The sequence below is a fragment of the Azospirillum sp. A23 genome, assembly GCF_042938965.1.
GTDB classification, from domain to species: domain Bacteria; phylum Pseudomonadota; class Alphaproteobacteria; order Azospirillales; family Azospirillaceae; genus Azospirillum; species Azospirillum melinis.
This window is the reverse complement of record NZ_CP170663.1, coordinates 318,993-336,968: the sequence shown is the minus strand read 5'-3', so window position 1 is coordinate 336,968 and position 17,976 is coordinate 318,993. Positions and strand designations below refer to the sequence as shown.

Below are 17,976 nucleotides of genomic sequence, written 5' to 3'. Positions count from 1 at the left end.
CAAGTATCGACACCGCATCGGTTCACCGGCCGCCATGGGGCGTCCGGTCAATGCACAATTTCCGTTGGAGTGGCCACCGCTTCGGCCAGCGCCCGCGCGTCGAGCAATCCCACCGCTTCGGCACGGCGTACGCCGGGAAGGATGGCGACGTCGTACAGCTCGTTCACGGTGTGATGGAGCCACAGCATATGCGCCACGGTTCCGCTGTCCGTGTCGACGACGGCCAAGCCGCATTGGGCGGAAACCCCTGCCCGGTTCAGCGCCGGTTCGAGCGGCAAGGCGCTCAGGGTTCCGTGACCGCCCCGTGGACGCGACAGCCCGATGACCGCCCATTTCCCATGAAAGGCCAGCCCGCGCGCGAAGCCGGGGCAGAAGCAGACCGGCTCGAAGCGGCCGCTTCCGTCCACCGTTCCAAGCTCGCCGGTGCCGGAATTGAGCAGCCACAGCCGGCCGCGGTGCCAGCGGGGGGAATGGGGCATCGATAGTCCGGCGCAGGCGACCTCGCCGGACGGGACATCGATCAGCACGCCGCCGTCGGTCCGGCGCTCGCGCCAGCCTTCGGTGACATCGCAGCGGCCCAACGCCGTCGCGAACATCGGCCGGCCGCCCTCGCCGAGCGCCATCCCGTTCAGATGGCAGCGGTCCTCGTTGCGCAGGGCGGAAATGAAGGCGGGTTTCCAGACCGGACGGAAGCCGCGGTCGGGGTCGGGAACGGCAAGACAGCTGAAGCGCGTGTTGACGAAGACCGGAACACCGTCGGGCCCGACCGCGATGTCATGGATATCGACGTCGCCGGTCATGTAGCCCAGGCGCGGCACGTAAAGACGGTCCGCGCCCGACGGCGTCCGGTCGGATGGCTGAAGCGTGTTGGCGAAGCGCCAGAGGTGGGACTGCCCGCCGACCCACAGCGCGCTTCCGTCGACGCACAGCCCCTGGCAACGCTGCACCATCCGCTCATGGGCCTTCAAACGCCCATCTTCACCCAACCCCAGAAAGAACAGCCTGTGGGTTTCGTAGGTCGAAAAGGCAATCGCGCAGCCGATCGTCTCCAGCCAGTCGGGCAGATTCGGCGTACCTTCCAGCATCGGCCGAGCCACCATGGGCTGGGATCGTTCTTCAGCGGCCATCCAACGTTCCCTCTCGTCCGTCCCCAACCATCCTGAATGATTTATTCGCGTACGCTGTAAAATAAAGTTAAATTAATAATAGAATATGAAATCTCCTTAAAGTTGGGAATTACCCGCATCCGAAGATGGAAATGACGTGGGAGGATATCGACGGAAGAACGATTTAAGATTGCACAGGTCGGAACGGACCGGGAATTTCATCCGTCCGAATCGGACCGAAGCACCAATCCGCCTATACATCTCTCCAAGGCTGCTCTGCATCGGTCCGAGACGTTCCAAAGGGCAATTCTATTATGTCCTACCAAACCAAAAGTTTTACAGACCCGGCCATCGCCCTCACCCTCCGAGGCGCCGCAGCGCTGGACGAGGGAGAGGCTGCGCTTGCCGCTTCCCACTTCACCACGGCCGCCCTGTTGGCGCCCCATCGGGCAAGCATCTGGCACAATCTCGCTGAAGCGCGGCGTGCCTTGGGCCAACCTGCCGGTGCGGCGCAGGCTTACCGCCATGCATTGCGGCTGCGTCCTGCTTATCCGAAGGCCTGGACCGGGCTGGCCTCGCTGTTGCTCAAAAGTCGCCGCTCCAAGGTCGCTGCGCGCGCCGCGATGCGGGCATTGGCGCTCGATCCGGGGTTTTCCGAAGCCTGGTCGGTCGCCGGCTCGATCCTGCTGGACCGGCGGGCGATGGAGCGCCTGCCGATTGTCCTGCGCCGGGCGGTGCGGCTGGCTCCGGACAACCCGTTGCCGTGGCTGGCGCTGGCCGGAGGGCTTGGCGAAACGGCGGAGCCGGCTCTTCCGCTTGCCTGTGTCCAGCGCGCGGTTGCGCTGGCGCCCGACCGGCCGGCCGGCTATGTGAACCATGCCGGCCTGCTGATCAGGCTGGGCAGGCTCGACGCGGCGCAGGCCCTGCATGGCCGGCTGCGCCGGCTGGCGCCGCTGGAGGGACATGCCGAAACCGGCGACAGTCTGGTGGCAACCCTGCGCGGCGATTTCGCGACGGCCCTATCGCTGGCCCGCCACTCTCTCGTCCTGCAACCGGCTTCTCCGGCCGCCCTCATCAACCTGTCCCTGGCTGAACATGGCAGCGGCATGACGGAACCGGCGCGCAGCGGCAACGAGCGCGCCCTGGCGCTTCAGCCCGAAAGCGACATCGCCCGCTTCAACCTGTCCATGGTGCTGCTGGCGGAAGGCGACTTCGCCAAGGGGTGGCAGCTCTACGAATCGCGCTGGCGGATGGAGCATGTGGCCTATCCGGCCCATGCGCCACGCTGGGCCGGCGGAAATCCGGCGGGACGCTCGCTCCTTCTGGTGGCCGAACAGGGGCAGGGAGATACGCTTCAGTTCGTCCGTTATGCCCCGATGCTGGCGGCACTCGGCGCCCAGGTCCACCTGATGGTGCAGCCGGCATTGGTCCGGCTGCTGTCCGGGCTTCCCGGCATAGCTTCCGTCCGGTCGCTCACGGAGCCGCCACCGGCATGCGATGCCTGCATTCCGCTGCTCAGCCTTCCACTGGTGTTCGGCACCGGTCTGGCGACCATTCCGGCCTCCGTCCCTTATCTGAGCCCGTCCGCGCAGGAGCGCGCCGCCTGGAAACGGAGGCTCGACGGGAGCCCCGGCGGTGAGGGCGGACTGAAGGTCGGTCTGGTCTGGGCCGGTTCGGCGCATGACGAGCAGTTCGTCGCGCATATGGTCGACCGGCGGCGCAGCCTGCCGCTGGCTGCCCTGGCCCCGCTCGCGGGCATTCCGGGTGTGAGGTTCTACAGCCTGCAAAAAGGCCCGCCGGCGAGCGAAGCGCGGCCAGCCGGCCTCGACCTTGTCGACTGGATGGATGAGGTCGAGGATTTCGCCGACACTGCCGCACTTGTCGCGGAACTCGACCTCGTCATCAGCGTGGACACCTCGGTATGCCATCTGGCCGGCGCGCTGGGACGGCCGGTCTGGATGCTGTCGCGTCACGATGCCTGCTGGCGCTGGCTGCGTAACCGGTCCGACAGCCCCTGGTATCCGACCATGCGCCTGTTCCGCCAGGACCGGCCGGGTGACTGGCCTCCCGTCATCCTTCGGGTCCGCGCCGCCCTGGAGCGTTGGGCTATGTTGTGAGGCGAAAACTGCTATTGGCCGACCGACAGCAGCCCGCTGACACCCATCGCCACCGGCACCGTCGCCGGATTGGCAGGCACGGTCCGCGAAAAGGCAGGCTGGGCAAGGCCGAGTGCGGCCAACAGCGACAGGGTGCCGGCGACCAGGGCGGTGGAACGAAGGATCAGATCGAGCATCGGGCTGTCTTTCAAAAATCTGGCTTTCAAATTTTGAAATTCGGATCGGTTGGCGGCAGCGGGATGTCCGGATCGGCGGCGACCGTCCGGGCGACAGCGACGGACTGCCGCGGATCGCTATCCCTCCTCGTTCGGGATCGTGTGCAACGCTCTCCATTCACCATCTGAGGAGAACATAGACCTTATTTATTCCTACTGTAAAGATAGCGATTGTAAATTCTTTTGCACACATAATCTATGTTCTATCTGGCCAAGATGTCCGTCGCCCGACCCTACCCTTCCCAGCGGTGGGACAGGATGAAGCTGTAGCGCTCGGATCTGATGTGGAACACCGAACGGTCGGCGCAGCCGCCGCCGACGAAGACGGAGCGGCGGTCCATCACCAGCACCGGCGCGCCCGCCGGCAGGCCGAGCGCCGCCGCCACCTCCGCATCGGCCGCCGCCGCCTTCACCTCGATGTCGGCGCCGCCGACCGGCTTGCCGACGATGTCCTGCAGGATGCCGTAGATCGGCTTGTGTCCGGCCGCCTGCCAATCGACCGGCTCCAGAGCCGGCGGCAGCAGGCTGCGGCCCAGGGCCACCGGCTCGCCATCCACCAGATGCAGGCGGCAGACCTCCAGGCAATGGGGCCCGAAATCCTCCCGCAGGTCCGGCGGAGTCGCGACGATCCGCGCCGAGATCGGCCGCATCGTGGCGTCCAGCCCCTGAAGCCGCAGGGATTCGTGAAAGCTGCGCAAACGGTCGAGCGGATGCTGGACGCGCTTGCCCGCCGTGAAGGTGCCCTTGCCCTTGCGGCGCTCGATCAGCCCGTCCGCCTCCAGCCGGTCGAGCGCCAGCCGGACGGTTACCCGGCTGACGCCGAAGCGGGTCCCGATCTCGCTTTCCGTTGGCAGACGCCCCGACGGCTCGAACAGCCGGGCGGCGATCTCGTCGCGCAGCCGGTCGGCGATCTGCCGGTACAGCGCCGTCGCGTTGTCTCGCACCACGGGCACCCTGGCTTCCCTCCCCGATTGATCGACCCGGCCAGCGGATCGAGGCCGCCTTGATGCCACCGGCGACGGGGCGGCTCAAGCGTCTATCCCGCCACGGTGCCGTTCGCGTGAATCCCGATTCAATTCCCTAGTTGCTACGTATTTTATAATATGTATTATAATGTATTATCGAGTTGAACCGGTTGATCAGGGGGATAAGACGGACATGGACTGTGGAATTCCGGCCTGTTCCTCCAGCAGCCGCTTCGAGGCTTTTTCCAATGACCGCTCCGGCGGTGCCGACTTCCACGTCAATGGCGTGGATTTCGCCTATGATGGCGCGCACCCGGTGTTCCGCTCGCTGGCGCTGTCCGCCCGGCCCGGAGAGTTCGTGGCGCTGCTCGGCCCGTCGGGCTGCGGCAAGACCACGCTGCTGAACCTGCTGTCCGGCTTCCTGCCGCCCGATTCCGGCCGCATCGCCATCGACGGAGAAACGGTGACGCCGGAGATGCCGGCGCTCGGCTATGTCTTCCAGTCGCCGCAGCTGTTTCCCTGGCTCGACGCGCTCGACAATGTGCGGTTCGGCCTGCGGATGGCCGGCCGGCTGCCGGATGCGGAGCAGCGGGACAAGGCGCTGGCGGCACTGGCGCTGGTCGGGCTTGACGCCGCGGCCGGCAAGTTTCCCCACCAGCTGTCGGGCGGCATGCAGCAGCGGGTGGCTCTGGCCCGCGCATTGGTGCTGGAACCGCGCCTGCTGCTGATGGACGAGCCCTTCGCAGCACTGGACGCCATCACCCGCGCCACCCTGAACGAGGAACTGCTGCGGCTGTGCGGCCGGCTCGGCCAGACCGTCCTGTTCATCACCCACGACGTGGAGGAGGCGGTGTTCCTGGCCGACCGCGTCGTGCTGCTCGACATCGCCCCGGCCGGCATCCACAGCGAACTCACCATCGACCTGCCCCGCCCGCGCCGCCTGCGCGAGACCCGGCGGCTGGAGCGCTTCACCACCCTGACCGACACGCTGCTGGAGCGGATTTCCGCCATCGTCGCCGCGGCCTGAGCCGCAGCCGGGACCAGCCCCTGCCAGCCCCCGACCAGAAGGATTTCGCGCATGAACCGGATCTTCGCCGCGGCACTGTCCGCCGCCCTGTACGGCTCCATCGCTCTGCTCGCCGGCATCGCCCCGGCCGGGGCCGCCACAACGGGCGACAGCCGGCCGCTCCGGGTCGGCTGGGTCTTCGCCATGGCCAACGCCCCGGCGCTGGTCGCCGACCGCAAGGGTTTCTATGCCGAAGAGGGGCTGACGGTGGAAGCCAAGCCCTTCGGCGACGGGCCGGTCATCCAGCAGGCGCTCGCCGCCGGCGAGCTGGACGTCGCCTATATCGGCGCGCCGCCGGTCTACCAGTGGGCGGCGCGCGGGCTGGACAGCCGCATCCTGGCCAAGGTGAATTACGGGCAGGCGGCGGTGATCGCCAACAATCCCGCCATCGCCAAGCTGTCCGACCTGCGCGGCTGCAAGATCGCCGGGGTGGCGCGCGGCAGCGGGATGGACGTGCTGCTGCGCGGCGTCGTGCTGAAGGAGGCGGCCGGCCTCGACCCCGACCGTGACCTGTCGGTGATCTCCATGCCGGTCGGCAACATGAACGCCGCGCTGGACAGCGGCACGGTGGACGCCGCCTTCACCTGGGAACCCTTCATCAGCCAGCAAGTGCTGCGGGGGAGCGCGCATGTGCTGTTCGACGTCAACCAGGCACTGCCCGGCTATCCCTGGTACGTGGTGATGGCGCCGAAGAAGACGCTGGCGGATAGGCCGGACGATGTGGTGAGGCTGCTGCGCGCCCATGCGAAGGCCATCTCCTGGCTGTCCGACCACCCGGCCGAAGGCGACGCCCTGATCGCCGAGGCGTTCAAGCTGGAACCGGTCAAGCGCGCCGACGGCAGCGAGATCGCCCCGGCCGCCGTCGCCGCCGAGGCGCGCAAGCGGCTGGGCTGGTCGGACCGGCTGGAGGAAAGCGACCTCGCCTTCATCCAGCGGCTGATGGACACCTCGCTGGCGCTCGGCTTCATTCCGGCGCCGATGAAGGCGGCGGACATCGTCGACGGCTCCTATCTGCGCCGGGCGGGCCGCTGATGCGGACCCGGCTCTACGGCTGGGCGGCTTTTCCGGCACTGCTGCTGGTGTGGAGTGCGGCCGCCTGGAACCTGCCGCCCTATGTCCTGCCCCAGCCCTGGGCGGTGGCGGCGGAGGCGGTGCGCTGGCTGGACAGCGGCCAGCTCGCCGCCCATGTCGTCGCCAGCCTGCTGCGCGAGGCCGGCGGCTTTACGGTGGCCGTTCTGGGCGCGCTGACGCTGGGTCTGGCCGGCGCGCTGTCGCCGGGTTTCCGCGCCTTTTCCGCCCCGCTGACCGGCCTGTTCATGGCGATCCCGCCCATCGCCTGGGCGCCTTTGTCGATGATCTTTTTCGGGCTGGGCTATGTCGCCATCACCATGGTGATCGTGGTCGCCGCCCTGTTCCCGATGGCGGTGACGGTGCAGGAGGGCTTCCTCGCCATCCGCAACGGCAACCTGCGCGCCGCCCGCGTGCTGGGCGCCCGCCGCTGGCAGCTGATCCGCCATGTCTACCTGCCGGCCTCGCTGCCCTTCCTGACCGCGGCGCTGCGCATCGGCTTCAGCCAGGCGTGGCGGGCGCTGGTGGCGGCCGAGATGCTGGGCGCCTCGCAGGGGATCGGCTGGATGGTGGCGATGGGCGGCCAGATCGGCAACGCCTCCCAGGTGCTGCTTGGCGTCGCCATCATCGGCATGACCGCCTGGATCACCGAAAGCCTCGTCTTCCGCCGCATCGAGCGGCACTACCGCCACTGGCACCTCGCCTGACCCGAAAACCCGCAAAACCGGAGGAAACGCCACCATGTCCGAAGCCCAGCCGCCTGTCCGCCACATCGCCCCCGTCGGGCTGTACGAGCGCAACAAGGACCGCCCCTTCCTGGGGTCGACCAGCTGTTCGCACCGCCGGCTGGTCGCCGGCGAATGGACCGAGTTGCAACTGGTCTACGAGGTCGGGGCGTCGGGCCTCGCCGACGGCGCCGGCATCAAGCTGGCGATGAAGTTCTATTCGGACTGGGCACTGTTCCAGACCAGCGAGCCGCAGGCCGCCAACTATGTCTCGGCGGAATACGAGGCCGGGCCGCTGGTGCCGGGGCAGAGCCCGGCGACGATCCAGGCGCTGAAGGTGCGCTTCGACCAGAAGGGACACGAGCGCCCCTATCAGAAGGCCATCGTCATCGACGTGATCGACGGCTACCTCAACCCCGGCGACCGCATCGTCATCCGGCTGGGCGACCGGCGGCGCGGCGGGCCGGGCACGCGGGTGCAGAGCTTCGTCGAGCAGGGATTCCGCTTCCGCGTCTTCATCGACCCGCTCGGCAGCCAGAAATATGCCGAGGTGCCGGGCGACTGCGTGATCGACATCGTCCCCGGCACGCCGGCCGCCCTGCGTCTGGTGGCGCCGCGCCTGACGGCACCCGGTCCGGCCAACCTGCTGCTGCGCGCCGAGGATGTCTGGGGCAATTGCTGCACCGGCGGCACCATCGATGCCGCCCTGACCCTGGCGGGACCGCAGGGTGAGGCAACGCAGCAACTGACGCTCTCGTCCAACCCCGGTGCTTATGGCTGGCTGGTCCATCGCGAGGATGTGGCGTTGTCGGAGGGCGACTGGCGCATTGCCGCCACCGCCGACGGGCTGGTCCCGGCCGAAGCCTTCGTCACCGTCGAAGAGAATGCGCCGCGTGCCTACTATGCCGACCTGCATGTCCATTCCAACGACACGGTCGGCACCAACGACACCGCCTACAACCTGTCCTACGGTCGCGATATCGCCGGGCTGGACGTGCTGGGCTACACAGCCAACGACTTCAACGTCACCGAAAAGGCCTGGAGCGAGGCGGTCGGGCTGATCGACGGCTTCAACCAGGCCGGCCGCTTCGTCTGCTATCCAGGCACAGAATGGTGCGGCAACTCGGCGGCCGGCGGTGACCACAATGTGGTGTTCCTGCGCGACGGCGTGCCGCAATTCCCCATCGACAGCCGGGGGCAGCCGGTCCGTTCCTTCGAATGGAACGAGTCCACGCGCGGCAAGCTGCGCCCCGGCGCCTGGCCGCTGGACGACCTCTATGCCGCCTATCAGGACGACCCGGAAGGCCATCTGCTGATCCCGCATGTCGGCGGCCGGCGCTGCAATCTCGACTGGCACCATCCCGAGCTGGAGCGGCTGATCGAGATCGGTTCCGCCTGGGGTCAGTTCCACTGGGTCTATGCCGAGGCGCTGGCCCGCGGCTACCGGCTCGGCGCCTCGGCCAGCAGCGACGAGCACCAGGGCCGCTGCGGCGGCGGCGCACCGGCGACCGCGGTGTTCGGTGCGCGCGGCGGGCTGACCGGCGTGCTGGCCGACCGGCTCGACCGCGCCACCATCGGCCGGGCGCTGCGCTCGCGCCGCACCTTCGCCACGACGGGCGAGCGCAGCTTCGCCAGCCTGCGGCTGGGCGACCGCTGGATGGGCGAGGTGGTGACGGCGTCTGACGGCGACGGGCTCGACTACCGGCTGCTCGGCGACCGCGGCTGGGAGAGCCTGCGGCTTTACGACGGCGAGACTTCGCTGTGGCAGCGCGACCTGCACCGCGAACTGGGATTCTCGGAGCGGCGGATTCGGCTGCGGCTGGGCGGCGCCCGCATCAAGGACCGCTATCGCGGCGCCTATTGGAGCGGCGGCATCACCGTCACCGGGGCGGCGGTGCAGCGGGTCGAGCCCTTCGGCTTCGACCATCCCGAACAGGGCTGCTGGCGGCAGGACGCCACCACGGTGGCTCTCAGCACCGTCACCCACGGCGATACCGACGGGGTGGAACTGACGCTGTCGCGGCTGGCCGGCACGCGCATCCGGGTGCATCTCGACATCGGCACCTATGTGAAGGTCGGCAATCCGCTGACCCCGCCGCCCAACCCGCATGCGCCGGAGGCCGTGCTGGAGATCGACGGCGACGCGCTGCTGGATGCCGCCCGCTTGCCGACCGGAGCCGTCAGCCGCCTGCTGCCCGGCACGGAACTGGAGGTGACGGTGGAGCGTGTCACCGAGGCGCCGCTGCCCCGCGATCTCGCCGGCCGCATCCCGCTGGCCGGACTGGATCTGGCGGCAGGCCGCGAGCACCCGCTGTTCCTCACCGGACGCCAGCGCGACCAGTCGCGGGTGTGGACCTCGGCGCTGTTCCTGACGGTCTGAGTCGGATCACGCCGCTCCGGCGGAAGCCGAGGTGAAGGAAGCCGTTGTCGCCGGTCAGAGGGCCGGCGACGGCGGCGCCCGCATTTGCGTCGTGCCGGCACCGGCGTCCTCAGCCCGACTGCGGATCACTGCTTCCGGGTTTGCCGGGAACAGTCCGGCCAGGGACAGGCGCAGGCGGGAAACCGGCAGTCGTCGCCGTTCACATCGCATGCCTGGACAGCGATCTTGTAGCGCAGGCCGAACTCGTCGTCCGCGGTGATCAGCCCACAGGCAGCGTGTGCTTCCAAGTCGACGCGTGCCGCCTGGAGGCAAACGCGCGCGATCTGCTTCGGATCCTTCATCATGGCACTCGCCTCGGTGTCATTCCCGGAGATGGAACGCACAGATGCGGCATCCGGACCCTGACGCTTCCGAATGCCTACTTCCGGGACAGGTGACACCCAACGACGAGCATGCCGCTCAGCGCGGCAATCCGCACCTCCAATATCCAGCGGACATCCTGGCGGAAGACCGATGCGACCGCTGCCGGCGGTGCTACGCCGTCCCGTCGGCCACTGCCGCGCCCAGCCTCGCGACGGTATCGGCCAGATTCACAGCGACTTCCATCTCCACCTTGTCCCAGGGCATCGCCTTCCATGTCCCTCCCTGCGCGCATTTATCGCAGAGCTTCCGGGTCGTTGAGGACATGTTGACTTCTTTGGGCGACCCCACCCGGATATAGAGTTCATAGGCCTTCTGCGCATTGGCCTCCGAGTTCACCTTCTTGTTCAGGATCAGCCCGAAAAGCTCCATATTCTCGGTCGAGTATTCCTTTTTTGCCTGCTTCAGCAGGAGCTTGTACCAGTATGGCGATTTGAAGAAGTTGTCGAGCTTGTCCGGCCAGCTCCCGAACCGTTCCAGATCCATGAAGACGTTGGCGGTGATCTTGTTGAGCGACGCGACCATCGCGGCGCAGGCGTCAGCGTAAACGTCGTCCCCATCCTGCCGCGCCGCTTTGCCGGCGGCGTCCAGCGTCGGGATGTAGTCGGAGGCGGCAGCCTGAAAAGCGCGGGCGTATTTCTCCGCCTCCTTGACGGTCTTCGCCGCATCGTACGCCTTCAAAGACTTTTCGAATCCCGTGGAACTGATTTTGGAGAAAATCTTCCCGAAGCGGCTCTTCGGATCGGGCTTTTTCTTGCCGGTGTCGGCCTCGAATTTGGCTTTAGCCTTCTTCCAAGACTCCAGATATTTCTTTGCCATCGCTTGCTCTTATATTTTACGATTGTTGTTCGTTAAATTTTCGCCCTTCTATGGACCACGGCCGCCGTTCCATGAAGGACGCCTTTCCGCCCCACACGGTTTTTCCGTCCGGTGACCGGCATCCGTCGGACCGGGCGGGCGTCCTTGCCCGCCCTGCTCCGACCTGCGCAGGCACCATCCGGCGTCGAACCGGTGGCGGATCGGGCGGCTGATCAGGCGCTCGTGCGCGAGTTGACGAGTTGGACAACGCCTTTGCAGGCCGCCGAAAACTCCTTCATATGGTCGAGGATCACCTTCGGCGTGGCATCCGCCGGCACCTTGACCGGCTCGTTGGCGTTGCTCTGGTTCGCCCAGGGATCCAGCTTCTTCTTGAAGAAGTCGGGATCGGCCAGCAGGCCTTCGATCTTGCGCGCGAACACCAGTTGCATGGTGATGTCGCGGGCCAGCGTCGGGAACAGCTCGTTGTAGGTTTCCGCCGTCGGCTTGGCCTTGACCTTGGCAACGCCGGCCGCGGCACGGGCCAGCGCGCCGTTGATGTTCTTTTCCCAGTTCTTGAGCATCTTCTGCTCGACGGACAAATCCTTCTCCGCCTCGTTGAACTTCTGGGTGTACATCGCCACCGCGGACTCGATGGTGGCTTCCAGCGCCGCAAGCTCCTTGACCAGGAACTTCAACGCCTTCTCGTAGTTCGTCTTGAAGTCCTTTTCCGTACGCTTGTCGAACTCGGCGTAGATTTCCTTCTGAAGAACTTCAAGATAGCCCTTCTTGGCCTTGGAGAAATCCTTCGACGCGGCCAGGAACGCGGCGACGACCTTCTTGCCTTCCTTGACGTCGGTCGAGTTGGCGGTGTCGCAGGCGGTGAGCGCCTTCTCGCACTTCTTCAGCGAACCGGACAGGCCGGTGTGGCTGCCGAAGGCATTGAAAATGCCCTTGCTCTCCTTCGGCTTATGCTTGCCGGTGAGAGCCTCGAACTCTTTCTTGGCCTTATCCCACTGCTGATCGTACGGAGTGTGCGCCATCTAGTCCTCCTCGCGGGGCGGTTGCTTCAGGGGGTTACGACCGGTTGCAGGCTCTCTTCCATTTCACGGATCGCCGCCCAATCGCGTTCGAACACCGCCCGGTCGGCATGGGAGAGATAAACTTTCGCCAGCACTTGTGTCAGGTCGAGCGTCGGGACGATCCGGGCACCGACGCGCGGCACGATGCCGTAGCCGCGGACGCTCTCGAACCGGTCCAGCACGCCGAGGTCGGGGAGCGCCTCCACACGGCCGGAAACCAGCACCGGCAGGTAAAGCACCATGGCGTCGGCCAGGAAGCGGTAATGACCATCGGGACCACCGGGGCAGACCCCGCCGTCGAAAGCCTCGACCAGCAGATCCACCTGATCGTGGCCGGTGCCGTGACCTATCGCCGTGGTCGAGCCCGCCGGTCCCATGGCACGGGCGGCGATCTCCACCAGCGCCGGCCCGCGGGAGGTCAGCCGCACTTCGGCATGGGCGGCGCCGTCGGTGATCTCCAGCGCGTCGAGCGTGCGCCGGATGTAGGACATGAGCTGGACGGACCGCTCGTCGTCCGGCGGCAGCAGGCGGTAATAGTCGTAAACGAAGGGCGAGCCGTTCAGCGTGCGCTTGGCCGACTGCAGCACGTCGCAGACATAGTGGCGGCCATTGCGGCTCACCGTGTTGACCACATACTCGTCGCCGTCGAGATAGGTCTGCACCAGGGCCCGCCGGTTGGGCGTGCCGCAGAAATTGCGGCTGGAGAGGATCGACTCCACGGCCTCGCGCAGCGCCGGAGCGCCGTCGCAGAAATAGACATGGTCGGTGGAGGCGCTGTCGAGCGGCTTGGCGACCACCGGCCAGCCGGCGCCTGCCGCCCATTCCACCGCCTCCGCACCCGACTCCACCATGGTCTGCCGGGCCGTCAGCAGGCCGGCGGCACCCAGCCGCTCGATCATCATGTATTTGTTGCGACGCGCCGCCGTCAGCTTGGGCGTGTTGCCCGGCGTGCCCAGCGCCGCGCCGAGCGCATCGGCCAGTTCCACGGCGGACTCGTTGCCGGGCAGCACGAAGGAGGGGCTGTGCGCGTGCATCCGCTCGGCCAGGGCCGGGACGTCGCCGTCGAACAGGACCAGCTCGTCGAAATCGCCGGGAACGTAGCTGAGAAGCAGCGAGGGCGCGAGGTCGGGACTGCTCTGCACCGCGATCACACGGTAACCGCGCGCACGCAGCCGCGGAGCGAGCAGATGTCCGGTCGAGTAGGGGTCGACGACGATCGCTGTCTTCATGGGATGGCCTCCAGTTCGGCAGGAGCGGCCGCTCGGCGGGCGGCGGCAGCCGGGCGGGCGTAGATCATGAAGGGCTCGTCGCCGCAGAAGGTGACGGTGCGCCCGACCAGCCCCGCCTCGAAGGCGGCGTTCTGCGCCGCATGGTCCGCGACGCGCAGGGCACGGTCGGTTCCGGGCTCGAAGGCCGGCGGCGGCGCCTGCATGTCGCGGTGCAGCAGGTAGCGCAGCCGGCCGCTGTGCATCACCAGGATGCGGCGGGCGGTGAAGCCGGACGCCAGCATGTTGGAGAGGCTGACCGGGTTGGACAGCGCCACCCGGCTCAGCAGGTGCGGACGGCCGGCTCCCAGGGCGTACAGCGTGCGCATGGTCACCAGAAGGCGCTGGAGCCCGTTGCCCCGGAAGTCGGTGTGCACCATGCAGCTCGACATGTGGGCGGTGGCCGTCACATCGGGGCCTCCGCCCGGCAGGTCATCGGCGAAGGCCGGCATCCCCGGTTGCGGCAGGCCGAGAACGGCGCAGCCGATGAGGCGGTCGCCGCCCGGCGCGCCCTGCGTCTCCAGGCCGAGCGTGACGCCGCGCTCGGCCATATGCAGGCCGGAGAATTCCGGGGTTTCCGGGAAATAGGCGTCGATGTCCGGAAGGCTGCCGAAGATGAAGGCGCGGAACTCCTCCAGCGCCGGAAGATCGTCGGCGTTGAGAAAACGCAAGCGGTAGGGAATACCGGAAGGCTGTCCGTTCCACAGGCTCAGAATGCCTTGATGGAGACTCTGTAACGGAGAGGACACGACCGGCATGTCAGGCATCCTTGACGATTTCGGCAATGTTGAGCAGGCGCATCGGCGGATAAAGGTCGAGGCGCTTGGCGGTGTTGATGCGCAGCAGCAGGGAGAAGCGGTTCAGCGTCTCCACCGGTATCGCGGCGGCCGGCTTGGCTCCGTTCAGGATGTCGTAGGCCTTCAGCCCGGCGAAGCGGCCGACGTTGACCGCTGGGCTCACCAATCCCATCAGCAGGCCGGAGCGGCGGATCGGCAGTTCGGTGGAACAGAAGGTGGCGACATTGTTGGCCAGAGCCGCGTCGGCCACCGCCTGGCTGTTGTTCGAGGCCACCAGCGTGTCCGGACCGATGTAGACCAGTTCCGCCCCGGCCCGCGCCACGTCCCGGATGACGTCGGGAATGGCGTCGGGATTCGGCCTGCCGGCTCCATCGCGGGGAACCGCGCCGTCGATGATCTCCACCCCCTGGCGGGCCGCCTCCTCCTTCAAGTCGCGGACGGCGACGACCATGTTCTCTTCGGCGGGGTTATAGACCGCCGCGATCTTCTTCCAGCGCCGGTAGGCCAGCATCGTCTTCAGCTGGACCGCCACCGGGGCGATGTGGCGGGTGCCGGTCACCGCCCGGCCAGGCTGCTCCAGCGAGCGGACGATGCGCGAGGCGACCGGGTCGGTGACGGAGGTGAAGACCACCGGCACATCGGTCAGGAACTTCGACGGATCGGGATCGTCGTAGCGGCCGACGGTCGCCAGCGTCAGCGGCGTGAACACGGTGAGCACGAGGTCGGGGCGGGCGGCGCGGATGTCCGGCAGCATGCCGGCCACCGCGGACGCCTGCTGCACCTCGCGCACGTCGATCTTCGCCTGCATGCCCATGGATTCGAGCAGATCGCGGAATCCGAGCACGTCGCCGACATCCTTGCGCGGAGTCAGCACGATGATATTGGCGGGCCGGTTGCCACGCCCGGCCGTTGCCGGATTGGGCACCGGGGCTCCCGCCGGAGCACCCGTCATGGCGGCCGCGGCCGGGCCGGATGCCAGGAGCGCGCCGGCGGAGCCGAGGAGCAGCGAGCGTCGGGTCACGGAGGTCATGCCGGGTCCTTCTGGGGGAGGTCAGCGGAGGGCCGCCCGCCGGTGGCGGCCAGCAGGAGAAGCTGGGCGGCGACACAGGCGGCCAGCACGATGCCGATGCCCTTCATGGCGCCGTGGTAGCCGTAATAGGCGAGAAACAGGCCGGCCAGGAACGGTGCGACCACCGACCCCATGCGCTCGATCAGCCGGAACATGCCGATCACCGTGGTCTCGCCGAGCGTGGAACGCTCACGCACGCAGGATTCGGCCAGCAGCGCCATCTGCGGGGTGTTGACCAGCGCATGGGCAAAGCCGAGCAGGGCGACGCCGGTGATGGTCATCGGCAGCGTCCCGGAGTTCGCCAGCACATAGGCGGCACCCGCGGCGATCACGCCGCCGATCGCCAGGAACGGGGTTCTCCGCCCCGAACGGTCCGACAGGTGCGCCACCAGCGGCGACGCCACGATCATCATCAGCCAATAGAGCAGAAGCACGCGGCCGATCCACGACTGGCTGACGCCGCTGTCGTCCAGCGCCAGCGGCAGCAGGAAGAACAGCAGGGCGGTCAAACCGAACTTCGCCGGCACGGCGCTGAACAGGGTCACGGCGACGAAGCGCGGATTGGTCAGGCAAACGCCGACGTCGCGCAGCCTCAGCCCACGGGTCTTGGCCTTGCCGCTGTCGACATGCCTGGGCAGGAGGTGCCACGCCATCAAGGCCGCCGCCAGAGCCAGCGTCGCGGAGACGATGAAGGTCATGCGGAAGCCGATCTGGTCGGCGACGACACCGCCGATGGCCGGACCGCAGACGCCGGCCGTCAGGATGCCGCCGGCATAGAGCGCGATGGCGCCGGCGCGTCGGCGCGGGTCGGTGGCGTCGATGACGAAGCCCTGCGCGGCGATGAAGACGCTGGCGTACCCGACCGCGGTCAGGCACCGGGCGACGATGAGCTGGATGAGATCCGTCGCCAGGCCGGAGCCCAGCAGCCCAAGCGCGGAGAACACCGCGCCGGCAAGGAAAACGGTGCGGCGGCCCCGGCGCTCCGACACGTTGCCGGCAATCGGCTGGGCGACGGCCCAGAGCAGCATGAACAGCGCGATGGGCGCCCCGATCACCAGCTCCTTGCTCAGACCGGGCACCGGCTCGAAGAGGTCCTTGATATAGACGGACAGGAAGGTGCGGGTCAGTTCCTCCGCCAGGGCGAAGACGAAGATGGCGAAACGCAGCTCGCTGATCCTCTGCATCGTCACGATGCGGTCGCCGGCGGCAGGGGCCTCGGCCGCATTTGCACCCTGCTGCTGCGGGGCGGCGCTGTCGGTACCGCGCATGACGTCGAGCGCGCGGTCTATGGCACGGCCCAGATGCCCCACCTCGTCGCGTCCTCGCAGGCCGGTCCGCAGGTTCAGCCTGCCCTCGGCACCCTCCTTGAGAACGTCGCCCACCCGCTGAAGCGGTGCCGTCACCGAACTGCCGACCACGAGGAGCAGGATTTCGATGTTCAGGAGAATGGCGACGATCAGCACCGACCCGAGATCGAAGACGATGTCGTTGAGCGCCGCTTCCACCGAACCGGCAGGAACGCCGACATGCAGGAGCGCCGGCACACCGCCGCCGACGGTCAATGCGGCATCGATGTAACGCCCGGCCACCGCGCCGTCGGCGTCGCGCGCCGCCAGCATATCTCCGGCACGTGCATCCGGGGCGCCGGCGAACGCGGCGATCCGGTCGCCGACCATCAGCGCGATGTAGTTGACGTCCGGATTGACCGCGAGGGCGTCGGCGAGGATTTCGTCGACCCCGTTGAGCTTCTCCACCTCGAAGCCCAGCGACACCGCCCGGTCGATCTGCGCGACGATGTAGCTGCCGACGACCTCAGCCTTGCGCGCCAGCTCCGGCTCCGCCTGGGGACGGAAAAGCGTGTTGAAATGAGAGGTCTGGACGACGAGGCTGACCAGCATGAGAACCGACACGAGGCCGGTGAGCAGCCAGTTCAGCCGCTTGATGAAGGTGAGTTCCATCAGGCGACCTCCACCGGCGCCGCCTTGCGCTCGTCCATGCCTTGCCGGCGTCGCGCGGACACGCGGTCCACGAAACCGGCAAGTCCCGGAGCGAACGCCGCGATCTCCGGCGGAACGACCGGCCGCCCGCCGTCGGTCGCGGCCTCGACGATGACCGCCGCCTCCCGCAGGGACCGCTGAAGCCGCCGCATCACCAGCCAGACGACGATCAGGCTGATGACGTAGCAGGTGGCGAGGTTGATCGCACCGGAGATCGCCAGTTCCGGAATCGTGCCGCGGATGCCCGCGCGCAAGGCGTCCAGGGAATAGGTCAGCGCGACGCCGCCGGCCACGCCGCCATAGGCGTTGCCGATGCTGAGCAGCAGAACCTGGGAACCGCCATCGACGATCTTCGCTCCCCGGTCGGTTTTGCCGTCGCGGTGGAAGGCCGCTAGCCAACTGTCGGGCAGCGTGCCCCGGACCGCACTGCCGCCGGCAGCGCCCAGCACCTCGCCCCTGTCGTTGAACAGCATCAGCCCAGTGATCTGGAGGTCACGCACCAGGGCGCGCTGGATCATCTCGTCGAGGTTGCGCAACGCGTTCAGCGCCACGCCGAGGCTCACCGCGCCTTCGACCTCGCTTGACAACCCATGGGCAACGACCCGGAAGCGCGAAGCAACCGTCTCCTCCACCATGCGCTCCATTTTGAGATACGAGAGCACCGCGGTGGAGGCGAGCGCGAAGCACAGCGCCACCTGAAGCAGGAGCATGATCTTGGTCGACAGGGTCAATCGCATTATCGGTCGCTTGGCTGATCGCAGATGGCTGATCGCAGATTCTTCTGCCCAGCCTGAAGCTCGGTTTCAGCCGACCTTAACCCAAATCAACCGGCCTCGCGGACGAGACGGGTCCAGAGTGGACGCGTCCGGCGTGCAGTGGTCGAGGCGGGCATTCATTTTGTGCGCTTAC

At 67.4% G+C, this 17,976-nt stretch carries 16 protein-coding genes; 5 read left to right on the top strand and 11 right to left on the bottom strand.

Annotated elements, in window-relative coordinates:
• Positions 1–47: 47 nt before the first annotated feature.
• A complete protein-coding gene (locus ABNQ40_RS01370) occupies positions 48–1,100 on the bottom strand; it encodes a TIGR03032 family protein (protein ID WP_391345382.1) in 1,053 nt (350 codons plus the stop codon).
• Between the two features lie 320 nt (positions 1,101–1,420).
• Here ABNQ40_RS01370 and ABNQ40_RS01365 point away from each other — a divergent pair, with 320 nt between their 5' ends.
• Positions 1,421–3,223, top strand: a complete 1,803-nt coding sequence (locus ABNQ40_RS01365; RefSeq protein WP_109051077.1) for a tetratricopeptide repeat protein — start codon at positions 1,421–1,423, stop codon at positions 3,221–3,223.
• Between the two features lie 11 nt (positions 3,224–3,234).
• On the opposite strand, the gene ABNQ40_RS01360 is transcribed toward ABNQ40_RS01365, so the two are convergent.
• Positions 3,235–3,399, bottom strand: a complete 165-nt coding sequence (locus tag ABNQ40_RS01360; protein ID WP_199235382.1) for a hypothetical protein — start codon at positions 3,397–3,399, stop codon at positions 3,235–3,237.
• A 272-nt stretch (positions 3,400–3,671) separates the two neighbouring features.
• Complete coding sequence (locus tag ABNQ40_RS01355) at positions 3,672–4,391, bottom strand: GntR family transcriptional regulator (RefSeq protein WP_098735815.1); 720 nt, start codon at positions 4,389–4,391, stop codon at positions 3,672–3,674.
• Between the two features lie 205 nt (positions 4,392–4,596).
• Here ABNQ40_RS01355 and ABNQ40_RS01350 point away from each other — a divergent pair, with 205 nt between their 5' ends.
• From ABNQ40_RS01350 to ABNQ40_RS01335, 4 genes are read left to right on the top strand one after another with little or no spacing between them, the layout of a single operon-like run.
• Entirely contained in the window at positions 4,597–5,430 is an 834-nt protein-coding gene (locus tag ABNQ40_RS01350; RefSeq protein WP_199235381.1) for an ABC transporter ATP-binding protein, read from the top strand.
• Between the two features lie 51 nt (positions 5,431–5,481).
• On the top strand, positions 5,482–6,501 hold the full coding sequence (locus ABNQ40_RS01345; protein WP_109051076.1) for an ABC transporter substrate-binding protein: 1,020 nt from the start codon (positions 5,482–5,484) through the stop codon (positions 6,499–6,501).
• Positions 6,501–7,244 carry an ABC transporter permease gene (locus ABNQ40_RS01340; RefSeq protein WP_109051075.1) on the top strand — a complete coding sequence of 248 codons (744 nt, stop codon included), beginning with the start codon at positions 6,501–6,503 and terminating at the stop codon, positions 7,242–7,244. The genes ABNQ40_RS01345 and ABNQ40_RS01340 overlap by 1 nt, the downstream gene beginning before the upstream one ends.
• A gap of 34 nt (positions 7,245–7,278) precedes the next feature.
• Complete coding sequence (locus tag ABNQ40_RS01335; RefSeq protein WP_109051074.1) at positions 7,279–9,642, top strand: hypothetical protein; 2,364 nt, start codon at positions 7,279–7,281, stop codon at positions 9,640–9,642.
• A 125-nt stretch (positions 9,643–9,767) separates the two neighbouring features.
• On the opposite strand, the gene ABNQ40_RS01330 is transcribed toward ABNQ40_RS01335, so the two are convergent.
• The 8 genes from ABNQ40_RS01330 to ABNQ40_RS01295 all read right to left on the bottom strand — a co-directional run bounded on the left by ABNQ40_RS01330 (position 9,768) and on the right by ABNQ40_RS01295 (position 17,804).
• Complete coding sequence (locus ABNQ40_RS01330; protein ID WP_109051073.1) at positions 9,768–9,986, bottom strand: hypothetical protein; 219 nt, start codon at positions 9,984–9,986, stop codon at positions 9,768–9,770.
• Positions 9,987–10,176: 190 nt separating this feature from the next.
• The gene (locus ABNQ40_RS01325) at positions 10,177–10,881 is read right to left on the bottom strand and encodes a hypothetical protein (RefSeq protein WP_109051072.1); all 705 of its coding nucleotides are present in this window, start codon (positions 10,879–10,881) and stop codon (positions 10,177–10,179) included.
• Between the two features lie 212 nt (positions 10,882–11,093).
• A complete protein-coding gene (locus ABNQ40_RS01320) occupies positions 11,094–11,900 on the bottom strand; it encodes a hypothetical protein (RefSeq protein ID WP_109051071.1) in 807 nt (268 codons plus the stop codon).
• A 26-nt stretch (positions 11,901–11,926) separates the two neighbouring features.
• Positions 11,927–13,168 (bottom strand): ATP-grasp domain-containing protein, encoded by a 1,242-nt coding sequence (locus ABNQ40_RS01315; RefSeq protein WP_109051070.1) that lies wholly within the window; start codon positions 13,166–13,168, stop codon positions 11,927–11,929.
• Positions 13,165–13,875 (bottom strand): hypothetical protein, encoded by a 711-nt coding sequence (locus tag ABNQ40_RS01310; protein ID WP_247879944.1) that lies wholly within the window; start codon positions 13,873–13,875, stop codon positions 13,165–13,167. The genes ABNQ40_RS01315 and ABNQ40_RS01310 overlap by 4 nt, the downstream gene beginning before the upstream one ends.
• 88 nt (positions 13,876–13,963) lie before the next feature.
• Complete coding sequence (locus ABNQ40_RS01305) at positions 13,964–15,031, bottom strand: ABC transporter substrate-binding protein (RefSeq protein WP_109051068.1); 1,068 nt, start codon at positions 15,029–15,031, stop codon at positions 13,964–13,966.
• Positions 15,028–17,028, bottom strand: a complete 2,001-nt coding sequence (locus ABNQ40_RS01300; RefSeq protein WP_109051067.1) for an MFS transporter — start codon at positions 17,026–17,028, stop codon at positions 15,028–15,030. The genes ABNQ40_RS01305 and ABNQ40_RS01300 overlap by 4 nt, the downstream gene beginning before the upstream one ends.
• Complete coding sequence (locus ABNQ40_RS01295) at positions 17,028–17,804, bottom strand: hypothetical protein (protein ID WP_109051066.1); 777 nt, start codon at positions 17,802–17,804, stop codon at positions 17,028–17,030. Before ABNQ40_RS01295 ends, ABNQ40_RS01300 begins: the two co-directional genes overlap by 1 nt.
• Positions 17,805–17,976 lie beyond the last annotated feature (172 nt).